The sequence below is a fragment of the Streptomyces aureocirculatus genome (assembly GCF_000720475.1).
In the GTDB taxonomy this organism is placed as follows: Bacteria; Actinomycetota; Actinomycetes; order Streptomycetales; family Streptomycetaceae; genus Streptomyces; species Streptomyces aureocirculatus.
The window spans coordinates 62,970-86,816 of the sequence record NZ_JOAP01000009.1 but is presented as its reverse complement, the minus strand read 5'-3'; the positions used below and the strand labels follow the sequence as shown (position 1 = coordinate 86,816).

Here is a 23,847-nt window from a genome sequence, read left to right as displayed (position 1 = left end):
GTGCTCCTAACGGAGCCAGGGCAGGTCCGCCCCCGCCTCGCTCGGCTGAAGTCCCTCGGCGACGATCCTCATGATCTCGCCGAGGGACTTCTGCTGTTCCGGGCTGAGCCGGTCGAAGAGGGCCTGCCGCACCGCCCGCACATGCCCGGGCGCGGTGGCGCGCAGGACCTCGAAACCCTCGTCCGTGAGGATCGCGAACTGCCCCCGCTTGTCGGTCGGGCAGTCCTCACGCCGCACCCAGCCGCTCTTCTCCAGGCGGGCGACCGCGTGCGAGAGCCGGGACCGAGTGATCTTCGAGCTCTTCGCGAGCTCGGTCATGCGCAGCCGCCGCCGCGGCGCCGCGGACAACTGCACGAGCAGCCCGTAGTAGACGTGCGGCATGCCCGCGTCGCGCTGGAGCTGACGGTCGAGGAAGTCCTCGAGGAGCGTGGCGGCGTGGATGTACGACAGCCAGGTGCGCTGTTCCTCCGTGTCGAGCCAGCGCGGTCCTGCGGCGTCCGCCGACGCAGTGGATGGCGTGTCCATGTATCCCACTGTACGAGCCTTTCCTGTGTCTTTCGGCGCGCACCCGGGGAGTGCGTCAGGTCAGCCGAGGGCGGGCGGGTTCAGCTCCACACCGCGCAGCGCCGCCGCCCGCGCCGCACGGTCGCCCACGTCGAGTGCGGTGTCCGCGAACTTGATCGTATGGTCGTCGCCGTGCGCCGCCGCCCGCGCGAAGACATCGTCGAAGGTGCTCGTCCCGGCCTCGGCGTACGCGGTCCCGTACGCCACCGGGGTCGCGGGCGCGTAGGCCGCGGTGACCGCCGCGCTCGCCGCCCAGGCCGCGTCCAGGGAGGGGGCCCAGAGCTCGCGGGGGAGCGCGGGCAGCGTACGCAGGACCGCGTTCGGAGCGGTCGCGGCGTGCACCAGCATGATCGGCTCGCCGTGGCCGAGGGCGGCGTAGCGGTGGACGGCGGCGGTGACGAGGTCGGAGAGGCGGTCACGGGCGGCGTCGGGGGCGAGCGCGGCCGGGGTGGCGTCGGGCCCGTCTCCGGCCGGGGCGGCGTCCGGCTCGTTCCCGGCCGGAGTGGCGTCCCGTCCGTTCCCCGCCGCGGGCCACGTCGGGACCGAGGTGAGCTGGGCGAAGCGCTCCGGAAGGGAACCGTCCTGGTCCGGGATGCGTGCCACCGCGTCGAGCGCGGCCGCCGCGTCGGCCGACGACGGCAGGGCGACGGGGGTGCGGCCGGGCAGCGGGGTGTGGCGGGCGGCCCAGTAGCCGAGGCCGTGGGCGAGTTCGGCGACGCGGGGCGCGGTCTCGCCGCCGGGCCCGAGCAGGGTGCGCACGGCGTGGCCCACCCGGATCACCGGGTGCGTGGAGCCGCCCGCGATGCCGGGGAGCAGCACCGGCCACCAGGCGGCGAGCACCTCCCGCCAGGGGCGCTCGGCCAGGGCGCGCTCGAAGTGGGCGATCCAGTCGGCGGCGCGCCGCGGGTCGCCGAGCGCCGTGCGCCAGTCCTCGTCCGTGACGGGGGAGAGGCGGGCGGGCATGTCCTCGAGCTTGGCCCGGTAGTAGTCGAGCCAGCGGTGTACGGAGTGGGCCTGACCGCCGTGGACGAGGGCCTCGACGGCCATGGGTCCGTGGTTGGTGAGGCGCCCCAGACGCTCGGGTCCTGAGGCGTGCAGCCGCTGGAGGGCTTCGTCGAGGATGCCGCTGATGTCGTTCATGGGCGGCACGCTAAGCGGCGCTCGTGACCCGCCGTAACGGTCTGGAGGACTAGACCCCTGGTGGGGGGACTAGGCCCCTGGCCCGAGTACGCCTCAGGTCCTCGGAGACCAGAGGGCACCTCCGGCCTCCTGGGCATGCCGGATTTGTACTGCTGCGCAACCATCGGGCGTTCGGGGCCGTCTTCTGGATCGGGAGAGCGGTCGACGGCGGCACTTCTCCCGGTTGATGCCTGGGGGACCATCGGGAACGAGGCACCGGCTGTGACGGCGGTCTCAGATATGAGGGGGTTGCCACTGCATGTCAGGGGCACCCGACCACTCACGACTCCCGCCCTGACCTGCGTCTCTGTACTTACCGACGGCAGCGGCCCCCCACGTGGAGCCGCACAGGGTACTGCATGATCACGAAAATGAGAGAGCGGCTTGGGAATTCTGTCCGGATTCCAGTCGTTGTTTCCATCGGATGCAGGGCACCTGGGAAGGTGTGCCGTCCGCCACAGGTCCAGCCCCGGACCGCCCGAGGACCGGTCCACGCCGGACCGACCAGTGACAACCACGCAAGGGAGCACGCATGGCAACCCGTGCCGTCGCCCGTCGTAAGTCCGCCGACACCGGCGGGACCGACGCGGCACGCAGTGTTCGCGCCGTAGGCGGCGAGATCGCCGACCGCGACCTGGTCGGCATGTACCTCGACGAGATCGCACGCACACCCCTGCTCGACGCCGCCAAGGAAGTGGAGCTGTCCCAGATCATCGAGGCGGGCGTCTACGCCCGGCAGATCCTGGACGGCCAGGTGGAGCGCGCCGACGCGACCGCCTCCGCCTCGCACGAGGAGCTCGAAGCCCTCGTCGCCGACGGCGAGCGCGCGAAGGACGTCTTCATCCGCTCGAACCTCCGTCTGGTCGTGGCGGTCGCCCGGCGCTATCCGCGCAGCGGCCTGCCGCTCCTCGACCTCATCCAGGAGGGCAACGCGGGCCTGGTCCGCGCCGTCGAGAAGTTCGACTACGCCAAGGGCTTCAAGTTCTCCACGTACGCGACGTGGTGGATCCGCCAGGCCATCACCCGCTCCATAGCCGACCAGTCCCGCACCATCCGGCTGCCCGTGCACCTGGTGGAGGAGCTGGGCCGGATCCGCCGTGTGCAGCGCGAGTTCAACCGCGAGCACGGCCGTGAGCCCGAGCCCACGGAGATCGCCACCGAGCTGGCCTCCACGCCGGAGCGCGTCGTGGACGTCCTCGACTGGGCCCGCGACCCGGTCTCGCTGAACATGCCGGTGGACGACCAGGGCGAGACCCAGTTCGGTGACCTCCTGGAGGACACCTCCGCCGTCTCCCCCGAGCAGTCCGTCCTCACGCTGCTGCGCAGCGAGGAGCTCGACGACCTCCTCGGCCGCCTCGACCAGCGCACGGCCTCCATCATCAAGATGCGGTACGGCATCGTGGACGGCAGGGAGCGCACGCTGACGGAGGTCGGCAAGGAGCATGGCCTCACGCGCGAGCGCATTCGGCAGATCGAGAAGCATGCGCTGCTTGAGCTGAAGAAGCTGGCTCGTGACACGGGGTTCGATGCGGTGGCCTGAGGGCGTTCTCTCCGTTCCGGTCACCGATATCGGCGCTTCGCGCCTCGTCCTCAAACGCCGGACGGGCTTCAACTGTCGCCGGCTGAAGCGGTAGCCCGGGGGCGGGTTCAGCCCTCGCGGCGGTCGGGCGACGTCGAGGTTTCGGCCGCCGGTAAACGGGTGGGTGGGTGGGAAAAATACCCGCGCGGAGCGCGGGGGGTCAGGCGTTGCCCGCAGCCGCGACCAGGCGGCGGCCCAGGTCCCGTACCCGGAGGATGAGTTCCTGCGGCCCGTGGACGGTGAAGTCGCTCTCCACCCAGAGGAGCCGCGCCGCCACCCACTCCACGGGCTCGGTCACCGTTCCCCGCAGACGGCAGCGCCCGTCACCGGTAGCGGCCACTTCGCCGAGTGAGGCAGGAAGACGGCCACCCACCCGGTCGAGGGGGGCCTGGAACTCCACGTCGACCTCGTACGCGGCGGACTCCTGCCGCCGCGCGAGCACACTCCGCCGCACATACGCCTCCGCGCTGCCCCCGGGCAGCATCCGCGGAGCGAACCGCACCCCCGTGGCGAACGGCTCCGAGACCCGGTCCACCCGGAACGTGCGCCAGTCCTCCCGCTCCAGGTCGTACGCGACCAGATACCAGCGCCGCCCCGTGGACACCAGCCGGTGCGGCTCGGCGAGGCGCCGGGACGGAGTCCCGTCCTTCGCCTCGTAGGCGAACCGCAGTTGCTCGTGCCCGGCCGTCGCTGACGCCATCACCGTCAGCGTCTCGGGCGCGACCCGGACACCGTCCCCGACGGCGAGCGACATCGTCGCGGCGCCGAGCGCCGACACCCGGTGCCGCAGCCGCGACGGCAGCACCTGCTCCAGCTTGGCGAGCGCCCGCACGGACGCCTCCTCGACGCCGTCGACCGCGTGCCCGGCCCCGGCCCGCAGCCCCACGGCGATGGCCACGGCCTCCTCGTCGTCGAGGACAAGGGGCGGCATCGCCTTCCCGGCGACGAGCCGGTACCCGCCGCTCGCGCCCTGCGTCGCCTGCACCGGATAGCCGAGCTCCCGCAGCCGGTCGACGTCCCGCCGCACGGTGCGCCGGGACACGCTCAGCCGCTCGGCCAGCTCACCGCCCGGCCACTCGCGGGGCGTCTGCAACAAGGACAGCAACTGCAACAGCCGCGCCGGTGTGTCCGTACTCGTACTCGTACTTGTTCTCGTACTTGTTCTTGTGCTTGGACGCGTACTCATGAGGGTCTCCCGCCGTCGTCCTGTCGCTCTCCCTTCGACCAGGATGCCGTACAACTAGGACACGATCTGACCTATATGGCTTCTAGCCTTGCGGCATGACTTCTCCCAGCAGCACCCCTGCGTCACAGGGATCGGACCGGCGGCGCTGGTTCGCCCTCGCGATCGTGATGACGGCCGCGTTCATGGACCTGGTGGACGTGACGATCGTGAACGTCGCGATCCCGTCCATCCAGGAGGACGCGGGGGCCACGTTCAGCCAGATCCAGTGGATCACCGCGGGGTACGCACTCGCGCTCGGTGCCGGTCTGATCACCGGTGGGCGGCTCGGTGACATCTACGGCCGCAAGAAGATATTCCTGGTCGGCATCGCGGGCTTCACCCTCGCCTCCGCGCTCTGCGGCTTCGCCGCGAACCCGGAGATGCTGGTGGCCTCCCGCATCCTCCAGGGCGCGATGGCCGCGCTGATGGTGCCGCAGGTCCTGTCGATCGTGCACGCCACCTTCCCCGCACACGAACGCGGCAAGGTCTTCGGCCTGTTCGGCATGATCGTCGGCCTGGGCGCGGTCTCCGGGCCGCTGCTCGGCGCGCTCCTGACGGAGTGGAACATCCTCGGCCTGGAATGGCGCCCCATCTTCCTCATCAACCTCCCGGTCGGCATCGCCGGACTGCTGCTCGGCCGCAAGTACATCGAGGAGTCCAAGGCCCCGCGCGCCCGCAAGCTGGACCTGGTCGGCGTCGTCCTGGTCACGGCGGGCCTGCTCATGCTGCTCTACCCGCTGACGCGCGGCCGCGAGCTGGACTGGCCGGTGTGGGGGTACGTGATGATGGCGGGCGGAGTCGTCGTCTTCGGCGCCCTGGTCGCGTACGAGAAGCGCAAGGCGCGGCTGGACGGCTCCCCGCTCATCGAGCTGTCCCTGTTCAAGGTGAGGAGCTTCGCCGGCGGCATCGCCGTGGAGACCGTGTTCGGCATCTCGCTCGGCATCTTCTTCCTGGTGTGGACGCTCTACATGCAGGTCGGCCTCGGCTGGACCGCGCTCAGGGCCGGGACGACCGGCATCCCGTTCTCCATCGCGGTGTCCGCCGCGGCCGGGCTCTCCGTGCAGAAGCTGGTGCCGCGCTTCGGCCGCAAGGTGCTGCAGGCCGGGGCCCTGGCCATGGCCGCGGGTGTGCTGATCTACATCTGGGAGGCCGACCGGTACGGCGCCTCGATCGCCTCCTGGCAGATGGCGCTCCCGCTGGTCGTCATGGGCGTCGGCATGGGCCTGATCGTCGCGCCCCTCACGGACGCGGTGCTCTCCGAAGTCCCGCGTGAGCACGCGGGTTCGGCCTCAGGCCTGATCAACACCGTCACGCAGATGGGCAACGCGCTCGGGCTCGGCCTGGTCTCCGTGGTGTTCTTCGGCGTCATCGACGAGGACGCGGCCCCGCAGCGGGTCCCCGCCGAGTTCGCGAACGCCTTCGAGAGCGCGCTGTGGTGGGTCGTCGGCATCCTCGTCGCCATCTTCCTGCTGATGTTCACGCTGCCGAAGCGGCCCGCCCAGCACGTCGAAGGGGCGGAGGCCTCAGGCCCGGACGCCGCGGAGACCTCCCCGGAGGCCGCGGAGCCCCGCGAGGCGGCCCTGACGTAACCCCCGCTCCGCGCGACGGAACGCCCCACCCACCTACCGTTCACCCCGCAGTCAGGGGTCGGCCGGGGGACGGGTGGGGTTTCGTCGTATTGGCGATGCCCGTTCATGCTTATCTGATGCCCGTATGTGTTTACTTCGGGGATCGAGGCGTCGTATCCTCGGGCCCGACCCACACACCCGGGCGAAAAGCAGGAGGCCCCCAGCCATGTACGGCCCAGAGCGCCAGCAGGAAATCCTGCGGCTCGCCCGCGAGGGAGGCCGCGTAGACGTCCCCTCCCTCGCCGCCGAGTTCCAGGTCACCGCGGAAACCATCCGCCGCGACCTGAAGGCCCTGGACCGCGCGGGCCTCCTCCGCCGGGTGCACGGCGGCGCCATCCCGGCAGGCCGCCTGGACTTCGAACCCGACCTCGCCGAACGCGAAAGCACTGCCGCGGGCGAGAAGGACCGCATCGCGAGCGCCGCCCTCGCCGAACTCCCGGCCGAAGGCAGCGTCATCCTCGACGCGGGTTCGACGGTGGCCCGCCTGGCCGCCGCCCTCCCGCTGGACGCGGAACTGACGGCGGTCACCCACAGCCTCCCCACGGCCGCCCGCCTCGCCGACCACCCCGGCATCCAGCTCCACCTGGTCGGCGGCCGCGTCAGGCACCGTACGCGCGCCGCCGTCGACGCCTGGTCCCTGCGCGCCTACGGCGAGATCCGCGCCGACGTGCTCTTCCTCGCCGCCAACGGCTTCTCCGCCGCCCACGGCCTGACCACCCCCGACCTGGCCGAGGCCGCCGTGAAGCGCGCCGCCGTCGCCGCCGCCCGCCGGGTCGTCCTGCTCGCCGACTCCGCCAAGCACGGCAAGGAGCACTTCGCCCGCTTCGCCGACCTCGCCGACGTGGACCTGCTCATCACGGACACCGGCCTGACCGACACCGACGCCACCGCCATCGAGAACGCGGGCACGGCGGTCGTACGCGTATGACCCCCGGCCCCCGAGCGGCACACGAACACAGGAACACCCGGGTACGCACGCCGATGATCCTCACCGTCACCCCCAATCCCTCCCTCGACCGCACCTACGAGGTCCCCGCCCTCGGCCGCGGCGAGGTCATCCGCGCCACCGGCGAGCGCATGGACCCCGGCGGCAAGGGCGTCAACGTCTCCCGGGCCGTCGCCGCCGCGGGCGTGCGCACCCTCGCCGTCCTGCCGCTCGGCGGCGCCCCCGGCGCTCTCGTCGCCCGGCTCCTCGACGAGCAGGGCATCGAGGTCGCCCCGGTCCCCGTGGCCGGACAGACCCGTTCCAACATCGCCGTCGCCGAACCGGACGGCACCCTCACGAAGATCAACGCGCCCGGCCCCGAACTGACCCCCGCCGAGAGCGAGTCGCTGCTCGACGCCGTCGGCGCCCACTCCGCGCACGCCCACTGGATCGCCTGCTGCGGCAGCCTCCCGCGCGGCCTCGCCCCCTCCTGGTACGCCGAGCTCGTCGCCCGCTGCCACGCCGCCGGCGCCCGGATCGCCCTCGACACCTCGGGCCCCGCCCTGCTCGCCGCCCTCGCCGAACGCCCCGACGTCGTCAAGCCGAACGCCGAGGAGCTCGCCGGTGCCGTCGGCCGTCCCCTCACCACCGTCGGCGACGCCGTCAAGGCCGCAGAGGAACTGCGCGAACGCGGTGCCCGCGCCGTCCTCGCCAGCCTCGGCGCCGACGGCCAGCTCCTCGTCGACGCCTCCGGCACCCACTTCGCGTCCGCCCGCGTCGACGCCGTACGCAGCAACGTCGGCGCCGGCGACAGCTCCCTGGCCGGTTTCCTGATCGCGGGCGGCGCCGGACCGCGCGCCCTCGCCTCGGCCGTGGCGCACGGCGCCGCCGCCGTCCAGCTACCCGGCAGTGCCATGCCCACCCCGTCCGACCTGTCCCCGGACACCGTCACCGGCACGACCGAGATCCCCCTCGACCGCCCCCTGACAGAACCCGCGTAGGAGCCCGCGATGAGCAGTGCCATGATCACCGCGGACCTGGTCGACCTCGAACTCGACCGGTCCGCCGACTCCAAGGAAGCCGCGGCCCGCGCCCTGGCCACCCGCATGGTGGACCTCGGCCGCGTCACCGACCTCGACGGTTTCCTCGCCGATGTCGCCGCCCGCGAGGCCCAGATGCCGACGGGGCTCGACGGCGGCATCGGCATCCCGCACTGCCGCAGCGCCCACGTCACGGAGCCGACCCTGGCCTTCGGCCGCTCGGCGAACGGCATCGACTTCGGCGCCCCCGACGGCCCCGCCGACCTCGTCTTCCTCATAGCCGCCCCCGCGGGCGCCGACGACGACCACCTGACGATCCTGTCCGCCCTGGCCCGCAAGCTGATGAACGAAGAGTTCACCTCGGCACTGCGCACGGCAGCGGACGCGGAGTCGGCGGCGGCTCTGATCCGCGGTGAGCGCCCCGAGAGCGCGGCGGAAAGCCCCCCGGCGGCAACCGCCGTGCCGTTCCGCGTGGTGGCCGTCACCTCCTGCCCCACGGGCATCGCCCACACCTACATGGCAGCCGAGTCCCTGGAGCGGGCGGCCCACGAGGCGGGCGTGGAGTTGACGGCCGAGACCCAGGGCTCGGCAGGCTTCACCCGCCTCACGCCCGAGACCATCGCCGCCGCCGACGCGGTGATCCTCGCCCACGACGTCCCCGTACGGGAGAAGCCCCGCTTCGCGGGCAAGCCCACCGTCGACGTGGGCGTGAAGGCAGCCATCAGCCGCCCCGCCGAACTCCTCACGGAGGCAAGGGAGAAGGCGGCCCGCGGCGAAGTCACGGCCCCCGCGGGCCCGACCCCGGTGGAGTGCGCGGGGGACAGCGGCGACAGTTACGGCACCAAGCTGCGCAAGTGGCTGATGTCGGGCGTGAGTTACATGGTCCCCTTCGTGGCGGCGGGCGGTCTCCTCATCGCCCTCGGCTTCGCCATCGGCGGCTGGAAGATCGACAAGGCCCCGTCCGTGGCCGAGCACTTCGTGTGGACCGACCACACCAGTTGGGCGGCGCTCCTCTTCCAGACCGGCGGACTCGCCTTCGCCTTCCTCGTCCCGGTCCTCGCGGGCTACATCGCGTACGGCATGGCCGACCGCCCCGGCCTCGTACCCGGATTCGTCGGCGGTTCCGTCGCCGTCACCATCGACGCGGGCTTCCTCGGGGGCCTCGCCGCCGGTCTGCTCGCGGGCGCGGTGGTCCTCGGGATCCAGCGGGTCCGGATCCCGGCCGTGCTGCGCGGTCTCATGCCGGTGGTGGTGATCCCGCTGATCTCGGCGGCGGTCGTCGGCTTCCTGATGTTCCTCGTCGTCGGCAAGCCCATCGCCTCGTTGCAGAGCGCGCTGACCGACTGGCTCGAAGGGCTCACGGGCGCCAACGCGGTCATCCTCGGCGTCGTCCTCGGCCTGATGATGTGCTTCGACCTCGGCGGCCCGCTCAACAAGGTCGCGTACGCCTTCGCCGTCGGCGGGCTCGCCCACCCGACGGACGGCTCCCTGAAGGTGATGGCCGCCGCGATGGCGGCGGGCATGGTGCCGCCCCTCGCGATGGCCCTCGCCACCACCGTACGAGGACGTCTGTTCACCAGGACCGAGCGCGAGAACGGCAAGGCGGCCTGGTTCCTGGGTGCCTCCTTCATCACGGAGGGCGCGATTCCGTTCGCCGCCGCCGACCCGCTGCGGGTCATCCCCGCCTCGATGGCGGGCGGCGCCGTCACCGGCGCCCTGTCGATGGCGTTCGGCTGCACCCTGCGTGCCCCGCACGGCGGTGTCTTCGTGGTCCCGCTGATCGGGCAGCCGCTCCTTTACCTGGTCGCGATCGCCGCTGGTGTCGGTGTGTCGACGGCGGCGGTCGTCCTGCTCAAGGGCGCGCGGAAGACCACGGGACCTGCGGGCGACGGCGGTGCGGGAGACGCGGCGGCCCAGGGCGATGGCCCGGTGCCGGTGGCCGCTTGAGGGCCGGGTGCCGGTGGCCGCTTGATGGCCGGGTGCCGGTTGCCGCTTGAGGGCTCACGACGGACCGGTGAGAGTGACACAAGGGTGACAAGTGCGAGATGCGTCACTTCAGACGCAAAGGGCCATTGGCACCTCTGTTGTAGGTCTGGCCGCTGTTGTCTACTGAGCGCATGTTCCAGGGTGCATCGATCGTTCAGCAGACAGGCGTGGCCCTGCTCGCCGCGGTGACCGCGATCTGGGCCGTCACATTCCTGCACGTACAGCGCCGCCGCGCGGCCGAACTCCCGGCTCCGGGTGGCCCGTCGCTGCGCTCACTGCCCGTGCAGTCGGGCCCGCCGCGCGCGGAGTCCGTGGAGCTGACCGCGGACGAGCGCGCCGCGTTCGCCCGTCTCGTACGGCAATTCGGCGGCGGCCGGGCCTGACGGCCGCGCCGAACTGTCGCCCTAGCGGGCGCGGGTCGCGGGGAACGCGCGGGCTCTGCGGGCCATCGCCGCACGTGCCGCGTGCTCGCTCGTGTACACCTCGCACATGTGCCGGCCGTCGGCGGTCGCCGTGTGCTCGACCTCCCAGAGGCTGACCTCCGAGCCGTCGAACAGCAGGAACGCGTGCTCGTACAGCGAGAAGCCGAGGCGGGTCTCGCCGCTGATGCCTGACCGGCCGAAGGCCTGCGTGATCTGGTGCGCGAACGCGGAGCGCAGCAGCCGGGCGAAGTCGTCGCCCGGCCGGTCGTCGCCCGCCGGGTTCTCCGCGCGCCGCAGCAGACGGCGGGCGTGGTCGGCGGAGTCGTCCGGCACATAGGTGTGCCGCGGCTCGGGCGCGGGGGCCTGGAGGACGACGGAGAGCTCGCCCGCGGGGGTGTCCGGGGGCAGCGGAAGGCGGGCGGTGGCGACGCCTGCCTCCTCCTCGTCCAGATACAGCTCGTACTGAGCCGCACTGCCGGGGCCGGTGTTGTGCACGAGCTCCCAGAGGGTCATCGCCTGGCCGTCGGCGAGCAGCCAGGTGTGGCGGTACGTCTCGCGGTGCATGCCCGCGCTGTGGTGCGCGGAGTGCAGCGAACTGTCGTACGCCAGGGACCGTTCCAGGTGTCTGATGGCCTCGTCCGGCAGGTCGAAGGAGTTCAGGGCGCGGCTGAGCAGTCGCTCGAGATGCTCCTCGGGGGAGGCGGGCTCGGGCGACTCGGGTGGTTCGTACGCTGTCTCGTACGGGACGCTCACGGATACTCCCGGATGCTTCCGGCGTTGCTGCATGTCACCTTGTGCGTGCATACCGTAGCCCCTGGGTCCGACATCATGTCCGGGAACGGGAAAACGATCGAGCCGCACGGCAAGTTCCCGTGCGGCTCGCTGCGTTGGCGCCCGGACAAGTGCTGGGTGCGCTCTTGCGCGGGGGCGAACGTGCCCCGCGACCGGCCGCCGGTCAGGCGGCGCTGCCCGCCGTCCACTCGCTCCAGGACATGTTCCAGCCGTTCAGGCCGTTGTCGGCGGCGACGGTCTTGTCCGGGGAACCCTTGACCGTCACGACGTCACCGATGAGGGAGTTGTCGAAGAACCACTTGCCCATGGTGTCGCCCTGCGCACCCTGGGCGTCCTGGAGCCCCACACAGCCGTGGCTGGTGTTGGAGCTGCCGAAGATGGAGGGTGAACTCCAGTAGTTGCCGTGGATGAACGTGCCGGACGTCGAAAGACGCATGGCGTGCGGTACATCCTTGATGTCGTACTCCCCACCGAAGCCGACGGTCGAGCCGTTCATCCGCGTCTGCGTGAACTTCTCCGAGATCACCATCTGCCCGTTGTACGTCGGGTTCTGGGCGCTGCCCGCGGAGATCGGGACGGACTTGAGGACCTTGCCGTCGCGCTCGACCGTCATCGTCTTGGCGTTCACGTCGACGGTGGAGACCTGCGCGCGGCCGACGGTGAACGTGACCGTCTTGTCCTGTACGCCGGTCGCGTTCGCGGCGCCCTTCACACCGTCCAGCTCGATCTTCATGGTGACCTTGGAGCCGGCCTTCCAGTACTCCTGCGGCCTGAAGTCCAGGCGCTGGTTGCCGAACCAGTGGCCGACGACCTTCTGGCCACTGCTCGAGCTGACCGTGATGTGCGACTGCACGGCCTTCTTGTCGGTGATCGCCTTGTCGAAGTTGAAGGAGACCGGCATGCCGACGCCCACCGTGGTGCCACCGTCGGGGGTGTAGCTGCCGATGAAGCTGTTCGCGTTCGACACCGTCGTGAACGTCGCGTTCTCCGTGGCGGGACGGCCCTCGGAGTCCTTGGCGTTCGCGGTGACCTTGTACTTGGTGCCGCGCTCCAATTGCTCCTTCGGCTTCCAGGTGGAGCCGTCGGCGGACAGGGCGCCCTCGACGGCCTTGCCGGAGGCCACGTCCGTCATCTCGACGGTCGAGAGCTTGCCGTCCTTGACCTTCACGCCGGTGGCGTTGATGGAGGCGTCGGTCGCGCCGTCCTTGGAGGAGATGGATATCTGCGCCCCCGACGCGTCCTTGCCGCCACCGGACTTCTTGTCGTCCTTGGCGCCGGCGTCCCCGCCGCAGGCCGAGAGCGTCAGTGCGCCGACGGCCGCGAGCGCGGCGGTCGCCAGCAGCACCCGCCGACGGCGACGGTGCTGAGGCTGCGCTGCAATGTCCGGCGTTGTCACGAGCTGCTCCAAGTACGTCGTCTGATCCAGTACGAGTAAAGAGCGGCCCGACGGCGAAATGGTTCCGCCGCCCGATGTGAAGACCGGCACACCCGGCCGCCCCCTCCCACGCTAACAACCGTGGACCAAAAGGGACTTAGCGCCCCAGGCGGGTGCCGAGTGCGCAGATGCCTCCCTTGCCGGATATGCGGCTACTCTTCGCTATTCCTGATAAAGATCCCGGTATGCGAGAAATATTCCTCCCGGTGTCTCCACCGACTCCGCCGCGAGCAGCGCCCTGACGATCGCCCGCGTCACCATGTCCGCCCCCGCCGACAGGACCTCGTTCAGGGCGAGCGGGTCCGCCGCGTCCAGGTCCCGGTCGCCGGTCGACAGGGCGAACACCGTGTCACCGTCGTTCAGCAGATGCACCGGCCGCACCGCCCGGGCCATGCCGTCGTGCGAGGTGCCCGCGAGCTTCTGCGCCTGCGCCTTGGTCAGCGCGGCGTCGGTGGCGACCACGGCCAGCGTCGTGTTCAGCGGCGGCGACACATTACGCGCCGCCGCCGCGGCGAGCCGCTCCCGGGCCGCCGCGTGCACCCCGGCCGCCGGCCGCCGCACGTCCTCGTCACCGAAATACCGTCCGTACAGCACCCCCGTCCGCGGATCCATCCCCGACCCCGCCGCGTTCGCCACCACGAGCGCGGCAACCGTGACGCCCGAGCCGAGCACCGTGCTCGCCGTCCCGACCCCGCCCTTGACCTGCCCCACCACCGCCCCGGTCCCGGCGCCCACCCCGCCCTCGGGCACCGCGTGACCGCTCTCCCGGGCCGCCGCGTCAAGGACCGCCGCCCGCCCCGTCCCTGCGTCCGGCCGCGCCCCGTAATCGCCCCCGCGCCCCAGGTCGAACACGCACGCCGCGGGTACCACCGGCACCACGTGCCGCGGATCGGGCCCGACCCGCACCCCGCGGCCCCGCTCCTCCAGCCACGCCATCACCCCGCCCGCCGCGTCGAGCCCGTACGCGCTGCCGCCGGTCAGGACGACCGCCTCCACCCGCTGCACCAGGTTCCGCGGGTCGAGCGCGTCCGTCTCCCGGGTGCCTGGGCCCCCGCCGCGCACGTCCACGGCGGCGACCGCCCCGCCCTCCGGCGCGAGTACGACGGTGGTGCCGGTGAGCCAGCCGTCCCCTGCCCTCCCGGCGTGCCCGACGCGCAGCCCGGCCACATCGGTCAGCGCCCCGGCCCGCCCGGCTTCCGCAGCCACGTCAGGTACGTCACGTGTCGTCATGCGCCATGCGTACCACGGCCGTTGCCACCTGCCGCCGGAGCCTGCCGCGCCGCCCCCGCCCCCCGAGCCCCGTGCCCCGCCGCGGGGGCGCCCACCGGCGTACGCTGGAAGCATGAGCACCGCCCCCGCCCCCGAACCGCGCAATCCGAAGGATGCCGAGCCGAAGGACGCCGAGCCGAAGCCCCGGCAGGACGTCAAGAAGCCGGCGAGCGCGCTGGTCTTCGACGACCCGCTGGCCCAGCAGTCCTCGGACGATACGGATCGCGGGTGGGGCGAGCGGCCGACGTCGTCCGGCGACAGCGCCGCCGATCTCGCCCGCTTCCTGGACGAGAAGCCGCCCCACCACATCTGAGCCCGACCCCGCCCGGCACCTGGGCTTGGCTTGCGCCAGGCCCGCGCCCCGGACCCGCCACCCGCGCAGGGCGGCTCGTGCCAGGCCCGAACTCTGGGCCCGCCTCCCGCGCAGGGCGGCTCGTGCCAGGCCCGCGCCCCGGGCCCGCGCCCAGAGCAGGGCCCGAGTCTCCCGCCGGAACTACTGCGGCGAGCCGCCAGGCCCGGTCCCGCCACCGGCGCCTCCAGGGCCACCGGTGCTTCCAGGGCCCCCGGCGCCTCCAGGGCCCCCGGCGGTTCCGGAGCCGCCTGCGGCCCCGGAATCCGTGCTTCGCTGGGCGACCAGTACGTCGCGGATCTCCTTGAGCACCTCCAGCTCCGAGATCTCGATGACCTCCTGCGTGCCTTCCTTCGCCTGCCTGCGGGCGGTCTGCTTGGCCAGGTACTTCGCCATCGGCATGACCATCAGGAAGTAGACGACCGCCGCGGTGATCACAAAGCTGAGGGTCGCGCTGAGCACCGAGCCCCACATGATCGGGATGCCGCTCTCCGCCTCGCCGTTCTTCACCGCGCACGGCGACTTCAGGCAGGAGCTGTAGTGGTCGAGATCCTTGGTGCCGAAGGCGCCGACCAGGGGGTTGATGACACCCTTGACCACCGAGTTCACGACGTTCGTGAACGCGGCGCCGATGACCACCGCCACCGCCAGATCGACGACGTTGCCGCGCATCAGGAAGGCCTTGAAGCCCTGCCAGATGCCCGGTTCCTGCTTCTCGCTCACCACTGGGCCTTTCGTTGCATGTGCGGATCGTGCGGCGAATCGCTCCGCAACCTACGGCAGCGCGTGGCAGCCCTGTCCAGTTCGGTAACACGAACGAGCGACTCGACAGAGTTCCGTACCCGCTCATCGCAGCGTCACCGCAAGGCGCGCCGTCGCACTCGCCCCGACCAGTTGGGCCGCCGTCGAACGCGGCACGGAGAGGAGGACAAGGGCCCCGTCCCCGGCCACCGTGCCGGACGTCTCCGGCACCTGAGCCACCCTGGCCCCCGCAGCGACCACCCGCGGCGCGCTCCCGCCCGCCGCCGGACCCGCCCCCGCCCCCTCGGCCGCCACGACGTCCACGCGGACACCGGGCCGCAGCAACCGCACCGTCGCCGCGTCCGCGATCCGCACCGGCGCCGTCACCAGATGGGACGCCCGCCGCGACCGTAGCCGCGCACCGTCGTCACCGCCCCGGCCGGACGTCTCGCGGGACTCGGCGGACTCGCCGGACTCGCCGGACTCAGTGGACTCGGCTGACTCGGCGGCGGACTCCGCGACGCCCCGCGCTCCGGCTTCGCCGCGCACCGGCGGCCCCGCGGCCGCGAGCGCGGCGGCGGTCATCGCGAGTCCCGCGGCCAGCGCCCGCCTGCGATGCCGCATCAGCCGCCGCAGGCGCCGGCGTCCGCCGCGCACATGGAGCGGCGAGAAGTGCGGAATCCGGCAGGGCGGCGGTGCGCCGCTGCCACCGGGCGGCCCCGAGCAACCGCCCCCGCCGCCCCGCCGCGAGGCGCCCTCCCGCTCAGAGGCACCGCCCGGCTGCGAGACACCGTCCCGCGGTGAGGCACCGCCCGGCTGCGAGGTACCGTCCCGCGGTGAGGCACCGCCCGGCCGCGAGGCACCGTCCCGCTGAGAGACATGGAAAGAAGCACGCGCCATGACGACCACCGCCTGTCGTGAGAAGTGCGGATCCGGGTCCGGATTCCGTTCTCACGATGCGGGTTCGTGCCCCCGCCCCGCCGAGCCCCGTGGACTACTCACCGGTTGTGGACAACTCCCTCACCCGAACGGGGAGAGGCGGGACCAGGCGCGCCCTACGGCAGCCGTATCCCCGTCTCCATCCCGCCCAGCGCCCCCACGCACGCACAGTCCCGCCGGTGGTTCGCCGGCAGTCCCGCCACCGCGTCGAACAGCACCGTGCGCAGCCGGTCCACGTTCGCGGAGAAGACCCGCAGCACCTCCTCGTGGGAGACGCCCTCGCCGGTCCCCGCGCCCGCGTCCAGGTCGGTGACCAGGTTCAGCGAGGTGTAGCAGAGCTCGAGTTCACGGGCGAGGGGCGCCTCGGGGTGGCCGGTCATGCCCACCACGGACCAGCCCTGCGCGGCGTACCAGCGCGACTCGGCGCGGGTCGAGAACTGCGGCCCCTCGATCACCACGAGGGCGCCGCCGTCCACCGGCTCCCAGTCCCGGCCCCGCGCGGCCTTGAGCGCGGCCGCGCGGCCCGCTGGGCAATAGGGGTCGGCCAGCGACACGTGCACGACGTGCGGGGTGGTGCCGTCGGGCAGCGGTATGCCGTCGAAGTAGGTCGCGGGGCGGCTCTTGGTGCGGTCCACGAGCTGGTCGGGCACCAGGAGCGTCCCGGGCCCGTACTCGGGCCGCAGTCCGCCCACGGCGCACGGGGCGAGCACCTGGCGTACGCCCATGGAGCGCAGCGCCCACAGGTTGGCGCGGTAGTTGATGCGGTGCGGCGGGAGGCGGTGGTCGCGGCCGTGGCGCGGCAGGAACGCCACGCGCCGCCCGGCGAGCTCACCGAGGAACAGGGAGTCGCTGGGGGAGCCGTACGGGGTGTCGACGTGCACTTCGGTGACGTCTTCGAGGAAGGAGTAGAAACCGGAGCCGCCGATGACGCCGATCTCGGCCTGAGTCGCGTTCGCCGTGTTCACCATGGGCGGCACAGTAGCGGGACCCGGAAACGCCGAGGACCCCGCCGTCGTACGACAGCGGGGCCTCAAGAAGCTGAGCGCCCGTAAAGAGAAACGGGCCTGTGAAGTGCCGGGTCAGGCCGCCGAGGAGCTCGTCGACGACGTGCTGGACGACGAGGAGGCAGAGCCCGACGACGAAGACGACGAGGACGCCGAAGAAGACGTCGACGCGGACGTCGAGGACGGCTTGGGGTCCGAGGACTTCGAGCCGGACGACGACGAGGCGGACGCGGGCGCGCTGCTCGACGACGAACCACGGCTGTCGTTGCGGTAGAAGCCGGAGCCCTTGAAGACGATGCCGACGGCCGAGAACACCTTCTTGAGGCGTCCGTCGCAGTTCGGGCATACGGTCAGGGCGTCATCGGTGAACTTCTGCACCGCCTCGAGGCCCTCGCCGCACTCGGTGCACTGGTACTGGTACGTCGGCACTTGCTTCCTCCTGGCACTCTCACTCGATGAGTGCTAACGACGGTCCATAGTGACGTATTCCGCGGGATCAGTCCACCGTGACCGGCACGCGGTGACCGACGCCACGTGCCACGGTCCGCCCCGAGGACTTGGGGGTGAGCCGGGAGCGCAGGGCCAGGAGCACGGTCAGTGCGAGGACGGTGCCGCCGAGCGGCACGAGGAATCCCGCACCGTCCCAGAAGCGGTCCTCGAGCTGGCCCGCGACCGTGACGGCCGCCGCCTGCCCGAGCGCGACGGCGCCGGTGAGCCAGGTGAAGGCCTCCGTGCGCGCGGTCGGCGCGACCAGGCTGTCGACCAGTGTGTACCCGGTGATCAGGGCGGGTGCGATGCAGACGCCGACGAGCAGGCCGAGTCCGGCGAGCAGCGGCACGGAGTGCGCCGCCCACAGTCCGGCCGCCATCAGGGTCAGACCCACGTACCCGAAGAGGAGCCGCCGCTGCGGGGTGATCTTCCAGGCGATGGCGCCGCAGGCCACTCCGGAGAGCATGTTCCCGGCGGCGAACGTGCCGTACAGGACGCCGTTCAGGCCGGGCCTGCCGATGGACTCCGTGAAGGCGGCGAGCGAGACCTGCATGCCTCCGAAGACGGTGCCGATGCCGAGGAACGTGACGATCAGGACGCGCACTCCAGGTACCCGGAGCGCCGAATCGTGCCGTACGCGCGCGTGGCCGCCGGCCCCGGAGGGCTGCGGCTGGGTGCTCTTCTGCGCGGCGAAAAGGAGACCGCCGACGAGGGTCAGGCCCGCTTCGGTGAGCAGTCCCGCCGCCGGGTCGAAGCCCGTGCACAGGGCGGTGGCGAGCAGCGGTCCGAGGACGAAGGTCAGCTCGTCGGTGACGGACTCGAAGGCCGCCGCGGTCTGCGCGAGCGGGGTGCCCTGGAGCTGTGCGCCCCAGCGGGCCCGCACCATCGGCCCGATCTGCGGGGTCGAGGCGCCGGTGGGCACCGCGGCCACGAACAGCGTCCACAGGGGGGCGCCGGACAGGGCGAGCACGGTCAGGGCGACGCCGGACGCGCTGTGCACGAGGACGCCGGGAAGCAGCACGGCGCGCTGCCCGAAGCGGTCGGCGAGCTTGCCCACGAAGGGGGCGAAGAGGGCCATGGAGACGCCGGTGACGGCCGAGACGGCACCGGCGGCTCCGTACGAGCCCGTGGTGTGCTGCACGAGCAGCACGATGGAGATGGTCAGCATCGCGAACGGCTGCCGCGCGGCGAAGCCCGGAAGCAGGAAGGTCCAGGCGCGAGGGGTGCGCAGCAACTGTCCGTAGCCCGGTCGGGTTTCGGTGACCGTGGATGCCACGGCCCATGCCTTTCTGCTGCCTGGTAGCGCCCGTGCGGGGGCGCCGAGAGCTGTCCTCTTGCGCAGAACTGCGGTAGATACCGGGCCGCCCACTGCGGGGCGCCGCGGCCGCCATACGGTCGCGCCAGCTCTGCGTCAGACAGAGTTGGTTCGATCAGTGTCGTGCATACGGAAGTGTGCCTTCATACTACAGGTGCTGCGCAAGAGGAACCTGTGATTACGAGTCACTTCGAGTCCGGCACCCCCAGCCAGCCCACGAGCTTGCCGCCCTGGGCGACCGCCCGCAGCCGTTGCTCGGCGGCGTCGCGCACCGGGTCCGTCGCCACCACCAGGAGTTCGTCGTTCTGCCGCAGCACGGTCGTGGGGCTCGGTACGAAGGACTTCTCGTCGCGCACGACGAGCGTGACGGCGGAGCCCGCGGGCAGCCGCAGCTCGCCGATCTCGACGCCGTGCAGCTTGGAGCCCTCCGGGACGGGCACCGAGAGGAGATGTCCCCGCAGCCGCTCCAGGGGCGCCGACTCGATGCCGAGGTCGTCGGCGGCCGTGCCCTTGCCGAGTCCGAGGACGCGGGCGAGTCCGGGCAGCGTCGGGCCCTGCACCAGGGTGTAGACGACGACGAGTACGAAGACGATGTTGAAGATCTCCTCGTTGTTCTCGACGCCGTTCACCATCGGGATGGTGGCCAGGATGATGGGCACCGCGCCGCGCAGGCCGGCCCAGGACAGCAGCGCCTTCTCCTGCCAGGGCATCCGGAAGGGCAGCAGGCCGAGCACGACGGACAGGGGCCGGGCGACCACGGTCAGGAAGAGCCCGATGATCACGGCGGGCCAGATGTCGTCGAGCAGCAGGTGCGGGGTGACGAGCAGCCCGAGCAGCACGAACATGCCGATCTGGGCGATCCAGCCGACCCCTTCGGCGAAGCCGCGGGTCGCCGCCCAGTGCGGCAGCCTGGCGTTGCCGAGGATCATCGCGGCCAGGTACACGGCGAGGAATCCGCTGCCGTGGGCCATGGCTCCGGCGGCGTAGGCGGTGACGGCGATGGCCATCACCGCGATCGGATAGAGACCGGAAGCGGGCAGTGCCACGTGCCGCAGCCCGTACGCGCCGAGCCAGCCCACCGCGAGACCTATGGCCGCGCCGATGGCCAGCTCCAGGGCTATCTCACCGACGAGGACGTACCAGTGGTGCACGGGACCCGCGGTGGAGAAGGCCACGACCAGGATGACCACCGGGGCGTCGTTGAACCCGGACTCCGCCTCCAGGACCCCCGTGACCCGCGAGGGCAGGGGCACCCTGCGCAGCACGGAGAAGACCGCGGCCGCGTCCGTCGATGACACCACCGCGCCGATGATGAGGGCCTGCCGCCAGTCGAGCCCGACCAGATAGTGCGCGCCCGCGGCCGTCACGCCGACACTGGCCGCGACGCCGACGGTGGCGAGGCACGCGGCCATGGGCAGCGCCGGTTTGACCTCGTTCCACTTGGTGCCGAGGCCGCCCTCCGCCAGGATCACGACCAGGGCCGCGTACCCGATGACCTGGGTGAGCTGGGCGTTGTTGAAGGTGACATTGCCGATGCCGTCCTGGCCCATGGCGATGCCGATGCCGAGGTAGAGCAACAGACTGGGCAGCCCGCTCCGCGACGACAGGCGCACCGCGACGACCGCGACGAGCAGGACGAGCGAGCTGATGAGCAAGAGCTGGTTGAGGTCGTGGACAGACAGGGGCGTTCCTTCCGTCGTGCGAGCCGTGACGCTTCATGCGAGAGCCGGGGCACCTCGTACGAGAGCTGAGACACTTCGTGCGAGCCGTAATGCTTCGTTACTTTACCTAACTTTTAACGCACTCTTGACGGGCACCCCTGTGTCGCATCCCTTCTTTCGAACTTTTGTTCGACATCGGTTTCCGACTCCGCGTCCGAGGCCGTATCGCCCTGCGCCTATGGTTGCTCCAGCACTCCAGGACCCGCACACGCCCCGCCCTGCCGCGCGCGAAGGACAGCAAGGACAGCGATGCCCTCCAACACCAACGCCTCTTCCGGTCGCAAGTCCGGTAGGAAGAAGGGGCGCCGAGCCCGACTGATCGTGATCGTCCTGGTCCTGGCCGTCGTAGGAGGCATCGGCTTCGGCGCGTACTGGAGCATCAGCACGGTTCGCGCCTCCTTCCCGCAGACCAAGGGCACCATCGACCTCAAGGGCCTCTCCGGCCCGGTGGACGTCAAGCGGGACGGGAACGGGATCCCGCAGATCTACGCCGAGACCGACGAGGACCTGTTCATGGCACAGGGCTTCGTGCAGGCGCAGGACCGCTTCTGGGAGATGGACGTACGCCGCCATATGACCTCCGGCCGGCTCTCCGAGATGTTCGGCAAGAGCCAGGTCAAGACCGATGAGTTCCTGCGCACCCTCGGTTGGCACCACGTCGCCAAGAAGGAGTACGACTCCAAGCTCTCGCCGGAGACGAAGAAGTACCTCCAGGCGTACGCCAAGGGGGTCAACGCCTATCTCGACGGCAAGGACGGCAAGGACATCTCCGTCGAGTACGCGGCACTCTCCTTCAAGAACGACTACAAGCCGCAGAAGTGGACGCCCGTCGACTCCGTCGCCTGGCTCAAGGCCATGGCCTGGGACCTGCGCGGCAACATGCAGGACGAGATCGACCGCGCCCTGATGACGAGCCGTCTCGGCCCGTCGCAGATCAAGGACCTCTACCCGGAGTACCCGTACGACCTGCACAAGCCCATCGTCCAGGAGGGCCGCTACAACAAGCTCACCGAGGAGTTCGACAGCGACGACGACGCGACGGGCGGCGGCACGGGCGGCACGGGGACCGGCGGCACGGGCACCGGCACGGGCGGCACGGGGACCGGCGGCACCGCGGGCACCGGGACCGGCGGTACGGGTACGGGTGGCACCGGCGGCACGGGTGGCACCGGCACCGGCGGCACGGGCACGGGCGGCACCGCGGGCACCGGCCTGCAGTCCCAGCTCTCCGGCCTCTCCGACGTCCTGGACAAGATCCCGGACGCGGGCCTCGGCTCCAACGGCAACGGCATCGGGTCCAACTCCTGGGTGGTCTCCGGGGCGCACACCATCACCGGCAAGCCCCTCCTGGCCAACGACCCGCACCTGGCCCCGCAGTTGCCGTCCGTCTGGTACCAGATGGGCCTGCACTGCCGCTCCGTGTCGTCGAAGTGCCAGTACGACGTCAGCGGCTACACCTTCTCCGGCATGCCCGGCGTGGTCATCGGCCACAACAAGGACATCGCCTGGGGCATGACGAACCTCGGTGCCGACGTCACCGACCTCTACCTGGAGAAGTTCACCGCCGACGGCTACCAGTACGACGGCAAGATCAAGCCCTTCCGGCCCCGCGAGGAGAAGATCAAGGTCGCGGGCGGCAAGACCAAGACCATCACGGTCCGCGAGACCAACAACGGCCCGCTGATCTCCGACCGTGACGACGAGCTGGTCAAGGTCGGCAAGAAGGCCCAGGTCGACGCGGCGGCCCCGGACCGCGGCGACGGCTACGGCATCGCGCTGCGCTGGACCGCCCTTGAGCCCGGCAAGTCCATGGACGCCGTCTTCGAGCTGAACCGGGCCAAGAACTTCAAGGACTTCCGCAAGGCCGCCGCGTCCTTCGAGGTGCCCTCGCAGAACCTGATCTACGCCGACACCGAGGGCAACATCGGCTACCAGGCCCCCGGCAGGATCCCCACCCGCGGCAAGGGTGACGGTTCGCTGCCCTCGCCGGGCTGGGACCCGGACTACCGCTGGGGCGACCCCATCCCGCAGGACGCCCTGCCGTACGAGTACAACCCCAAGCGCGGCTACATCGTCACCGCCAACCAGGCAGTGATCGACGGCGGCGAGGGCAAGAAGTACCCGTACAAGCTCACGGCGGACTGGGGCTACGGCGCGCGCAGCCAGCGCATCGACGACCTCATCAAGGCGAAGACGAAGAACGGCGGCAAGATCTCCACGGAGGACATGCGGCTGATGCAGACGGACAACAGCAGCGAGATCGCCCGGCTGCTCGTGCCCAAGCTGCTCAAGATCGACATCGCCGACAAGCACGTCCGTGAGGCGCAGAAGCTCCTGGAGGGCTGGGACTACACCCAGGACGCCGACTCGGCCGCCGCCGCGTACTTCAACGCGGTGTGGCGCAGCATCCTCCAGCTCTCCATCGGCAACAAGCTGCCCAAGGAGCTGCGGGTCAAGGGCCAGTGCCTGTCCGTCGAGCCGGCCGGGAACACCCGTCCCGCCGACGAGGAGAACCGGGTGCGCGAGTGCGGTGAGCGGGACGCGGACTCCGCGCAGCCCGACGGCGGCGACCGTTACTTCGAGGTCATCCGCAAGAACCTCGACAACAAGGACAGTGACTGGTGGAAGTCGCCGGGCACGCGCACGGACGCGGAGACCAAGAACCGCGACCAGTTGTTCGCGCGGGCCATGGAGGACGCCCGCTGGGACCTCACGGCCAAGCTCGGCAAGGACATCGACACCTGGAGCTGGGGCCGGCTGCACCGCCTCACGCTGAAGAACCAGACGCTCGGCACCGACGGCCCCGGCTGGCTCCAGTGGGTCCTCAACCGCGGCCCCCACAAGCTGGGCGGCGGCGAGGCCACGGTCAACGCCACCGGCTGGAACGCGGCGGGCGGCTACGGAGTGATCTGGGTGCCGTCCATGCGGATGGTCGTGAACCTGAAGGACCTCGACAAGTCCCGGTGGATCAACCTGACCGGCGCGTCCGGGCACGCCTACAGCGAGCACTACACCGACCAGACCAGCAAGTGGATCAAGGGCGAGCTGCTGCCGTGGGCCTACTCCGAGAAGGCCGTCGACGACAGCACGGACGACACCCTGGTGCTCAAGCCCTAGCCCTGACGGGTAGGACCACCAGGGACAGGTGAGACGCGGGAGGGGCCGCCACGCGCGCGTGGCGGCCCCTCCCGCGTCTTCGTACGAGGCGGCTCTTTGCGCGTCTTCGTATCTTTACGCGTCTTCGT

The 23,847-nt window shown here is 71.3% G+C and carries 20 protein-coding genes; 8 read left to right on the top strand and 12 right to left on the bottom strand.

What is annotated here, in order from left to right:
- Window positions 1-6: 6 nt before the first annotated feature.
- Together IG78_RS0111325 and IG78_RS0111320 are read right to left on the bottom strand one after the other, a co-directional pair.
- Complete coding sequence (locus IG78_RS0111325; RefSeq protein ID WP_030561810.1) at window positions 7-525, bottom strand: MarR family winged helix-turn-helix transcriptional regulator; 519 nt, start codon at window positions 523-525, stop codon at window positions 7-9.
- Between the two features lie 60 nt (window positions 526-585).
- Window positions 586-1,704, bottom strand: coding sequence for a questin oxidase family protein (locus tag IG78_RS0111320; RefSeq protein ID WP_030561808.1), 1,119 nt, complete (start codon window positions 1,702-1,704; stop codon window positions 586-588).
- Between the two features lie 571 nt (window positions 1,705-2,275).
- On the opposite strand from IG78_RS0111320, the gene IG78_RS0111315 reads away from it, so the two are divergent.
- Window positions 2,276-3,283, top strand: coding sequence for a sigma-70 family RNA polymerase sigma factor (locus IG78_RS0111315; RefSeq protein WP_030561806.1), 1,008 nt, complete (start codon window positions 2,276-2,278; stop codon window positions 3,281-3,283).
- Window positions 3,284-3,482: 199 nt separating this feature from the next.
- Here IG78_RS0111315 and IG78_RS0111310 read toward each other — a convergent pair whose 3' ends face one another.
- Complete coding sequence (locus tag IG78_RS0111310) at window positions 3,483-4,508, bottom strand: helix-turn-helix transcriptional regulator (protein ID WP_051852532.1); 1,026 nt, start codon at window positions 4,506-4,508, stop codon at window positions 3,483-3,485.
- 95 nt (window positions 4,509-4,603) lie between these two features.
- Here IG78_RS0111310 and IG78_RS0111305 point away from each other — a divergent pair, with 95 nt between their 5' ends.
- The 5 genes from IG78_RS0111305 (at window position 4,604) to IG78_RS41950 (ending at window position 10,509) form a co-directional block, all read left to right on the top strand.
- Entirely contained in the window at window positions 4,604-6,136 is a 1,533-nt protein-coding gene (locus IG78_RS0111305; RefSeq protein ID WP_030561804.1) for an MFS transporter, read from the top strand.
- A 205-nt stretch (window positions 6,137-6,341) separates the two neighbouring features.
- Window positions 6,342-7,103, top strand: a complete 762-nt coding sequence (locus tag IG78_RS0111300; RefSeq protein WP_030561803.1) for a DeoR/GlpR family DNA-binding transcription regulator — start codon at window positions 6,342-6,344, stop codon at window positions 7,101-7,103.
- A gap of 53 nt (window positions 7,104-7,156) precedes the next feature.
- Window positions 7,157-8,101 carry a 1-phosphofructokinase gene (gene pfkB / locus IG78_RS0111295; RefSeq protein WP_030561802.1) on the top strand — a complete coding sequence of 315 codons (945 nt, stop codon included), beginning with the start codon at window positions 7,157-7,159 and terminating at the stop codon, window positions 8,099-8,101.
- A 9-nt stretch (window positions 8,102-8,110) separates the two neighbouring features.
- Window positions 8,111-10,087, top strand: a complete 1,977-nt coding sequence (locus IG78_RS0111290; RefSeq protein ID WP_030561801.1) for a PTS fructose transporter subunit IIABC — start codon at window positions 8,111-8,113, stop codon at window positions 10,085-10,087.
- 170 nt (window positions 10,088-10,257) lie between these two features.
- A complete protein-coding gene (locus IG78_RS41950) occupies window positions 10,258-10,509 on the top strand; it encodes a hypothetical protein (RefSeq protein ID WP_037685436.1) in 252 nt (83 codons plus the stop codon).
- Window positions 10,510-10,530: 21 nt separating this feature from the next.
- Here the strand turns inward: IG78_RS41950 and IG78_RS0111280 are convergent, their stop codons facing one another.
- The 3 genes from IG78_RS0111280 to IG78_RS0111265 all read right to left on the bottom strand — a co-directional run bounded on the left by IG78_RS0111280 (window position 10,531) and on the right by IG78_RS0111265 (window position 14,005).
- The gene (locus tag IG78_RS0111280) at window positions 10,531-11,301 is read right to left on the bottom strand and encodes a DUF6227 family protein (RefSeq protein WP_030561799.1); all 771 of its coding nucleotides are present in this window, start codon (window positions 11,299-11,301) and stop codon (window positions 10,531-10,533) included.
- 202 nt (window positions 11,302-11,503) lie between these two features.
- The gene (locus IG78_RS0111270) at window positions 11,504-12,736 is read right to left on the bottom strand and encodes a L,D-transpeptidase (protein WP_030561795.1); all 1,233 of its coding nucleotides are present in this window, start codon (window positions 12,734-12,736) and stop codon (window positions 11,504-11,506) included.
- A gap of 201 nt (window positions 12,737-12,937) precedes the next feature.
- Window positions 12,938-14,005, bottom strand: a complete 1,068-nt coding sequence (locus IG78_RS0111265) for a P1 family peptidase (RefSeq protein WP_051852530.1) — start codon at window positions 14,003-14,005, stop codon at window positions 12,938-12,940.
- A 112-nt stretch (window positions 14,006-14,117) separates the two neighbouring features.
- Here IG78_RS0111265 and IG78_RS0111260 point away from each other — a divergent pair, with 112 nt between their 5' ends.
- The gene (locus IG78_RS0111260) at window positions 14,118-14,357 is read left to right on the top strand and encodes a hypothetical protein (RefSeq protein WP_030561791.1); all 240 of its coding nucleotides are present in this window, start codon (window positions 14,118-14,120) and stop codon (window positions 14,355-14,357) included.
- A 180-nt stretch (window positions 14,358-14,537) separates the two neighbouring features.
- Here IG78_RS0111260 and mscL read toward each other — a convergent pair whose 3' ends face one another.
- The 6 genes from mscL to IG78_RS0111230 all read right to left on the bottom strand — a co-directional run bounded on the left by mscL (window position 14,538) and on the right by IG78_RS0111230 (window position 20,563).
- Window positions 14,538-15,119, bottom strand: coding sequence for a large conductance mechanosensitive channel protein MscL (gene mscL / locus IG78_RS41945; protein ID WP_037685434.1), 582 nt, complete (start codon window positions 15,117-15,119; stop codon window positions 14,538-14,540).
- Between the two features lie 120 nt (window positions 15,120-15,239).
- A complete protein-coding gene (locus IG78_RS0111250; RefSeq protein ID WP_030561788.1) occupies window positions 15,240-15,815 on the bottom strand; it encodes a hypothetical protein in 576 nt (191 codons plus the stop codon).
- Window positions 15,816-16,189: 374 nt separating this feature from the next.
- The gene (locus IG78_RS0111245) at window positions 16,190-17,041 is read right to left on the bottom strand and encodes an S-methyl-5'-thioadenosine phosphorylase (RefSeq protein ID WP_030561786.1); all 852 of its coding nucleotides are present in this window, start codon (window positions 17,039-17,041) and stop codon (window positions 16,190-16,192) included.
- Between the two features lie 111 nt (window positions 17,042-17,152).
- Window positions 17,153-17,506: an FmdB family zinc ribbon protein gene (locus IG78_RS45580; protein ID WP_030561784.1), complete on the bottom strand. Its 354-nt coding sequence runs from the start codon at window positions 17,504-17,506 to the stop codon at window positions 17,153-17,155.
- A gap of 67 nt (window positions 17,507-17,573) precedes the next feature.
- The gene (locus IG78_RS0111235) at window positions 17,574-18,842 is read right to left on the bottom strand and encodes an MFS transporter (protein ID WP_030561782.1); all 1,269 of its coding nucleotides are present in this window, start codon (window positions 18,840-18,842) and stop codon (window positions 17,574-17,576) included.
- A gap of 224 nt (window positions 18,843-19,066) precedes the next feature.
- Window positions 19,067-20,563, bottom strand: a complete 1,497-nt coding sequence (locus tag IG78_RS0111230; protein ID WP_051852529.1) for a potassium/proton antiporter — start codon at window positions 20,561-20,563, stop codon at window positions 19,067-19,069.
- 288 nt (window positions 20,564-20,851) lie between these two features.
- Here IG78_RS0111230 and IG78_RS0111225 point away from each other — a divergent pair, with 288 nt between their 5' ends.
- A complete protein-coding gene (locus tag IG78_RS0111225) occupies window positions 20,852-23,719 on the top strand; it encodes a penicillin acylase family protein (protein WP_030561779.1) in 2,868 nt (955 codons plus the stop codon).
- Window positions 23,720-23,847 lie beyond the last annotated feature (128 nt).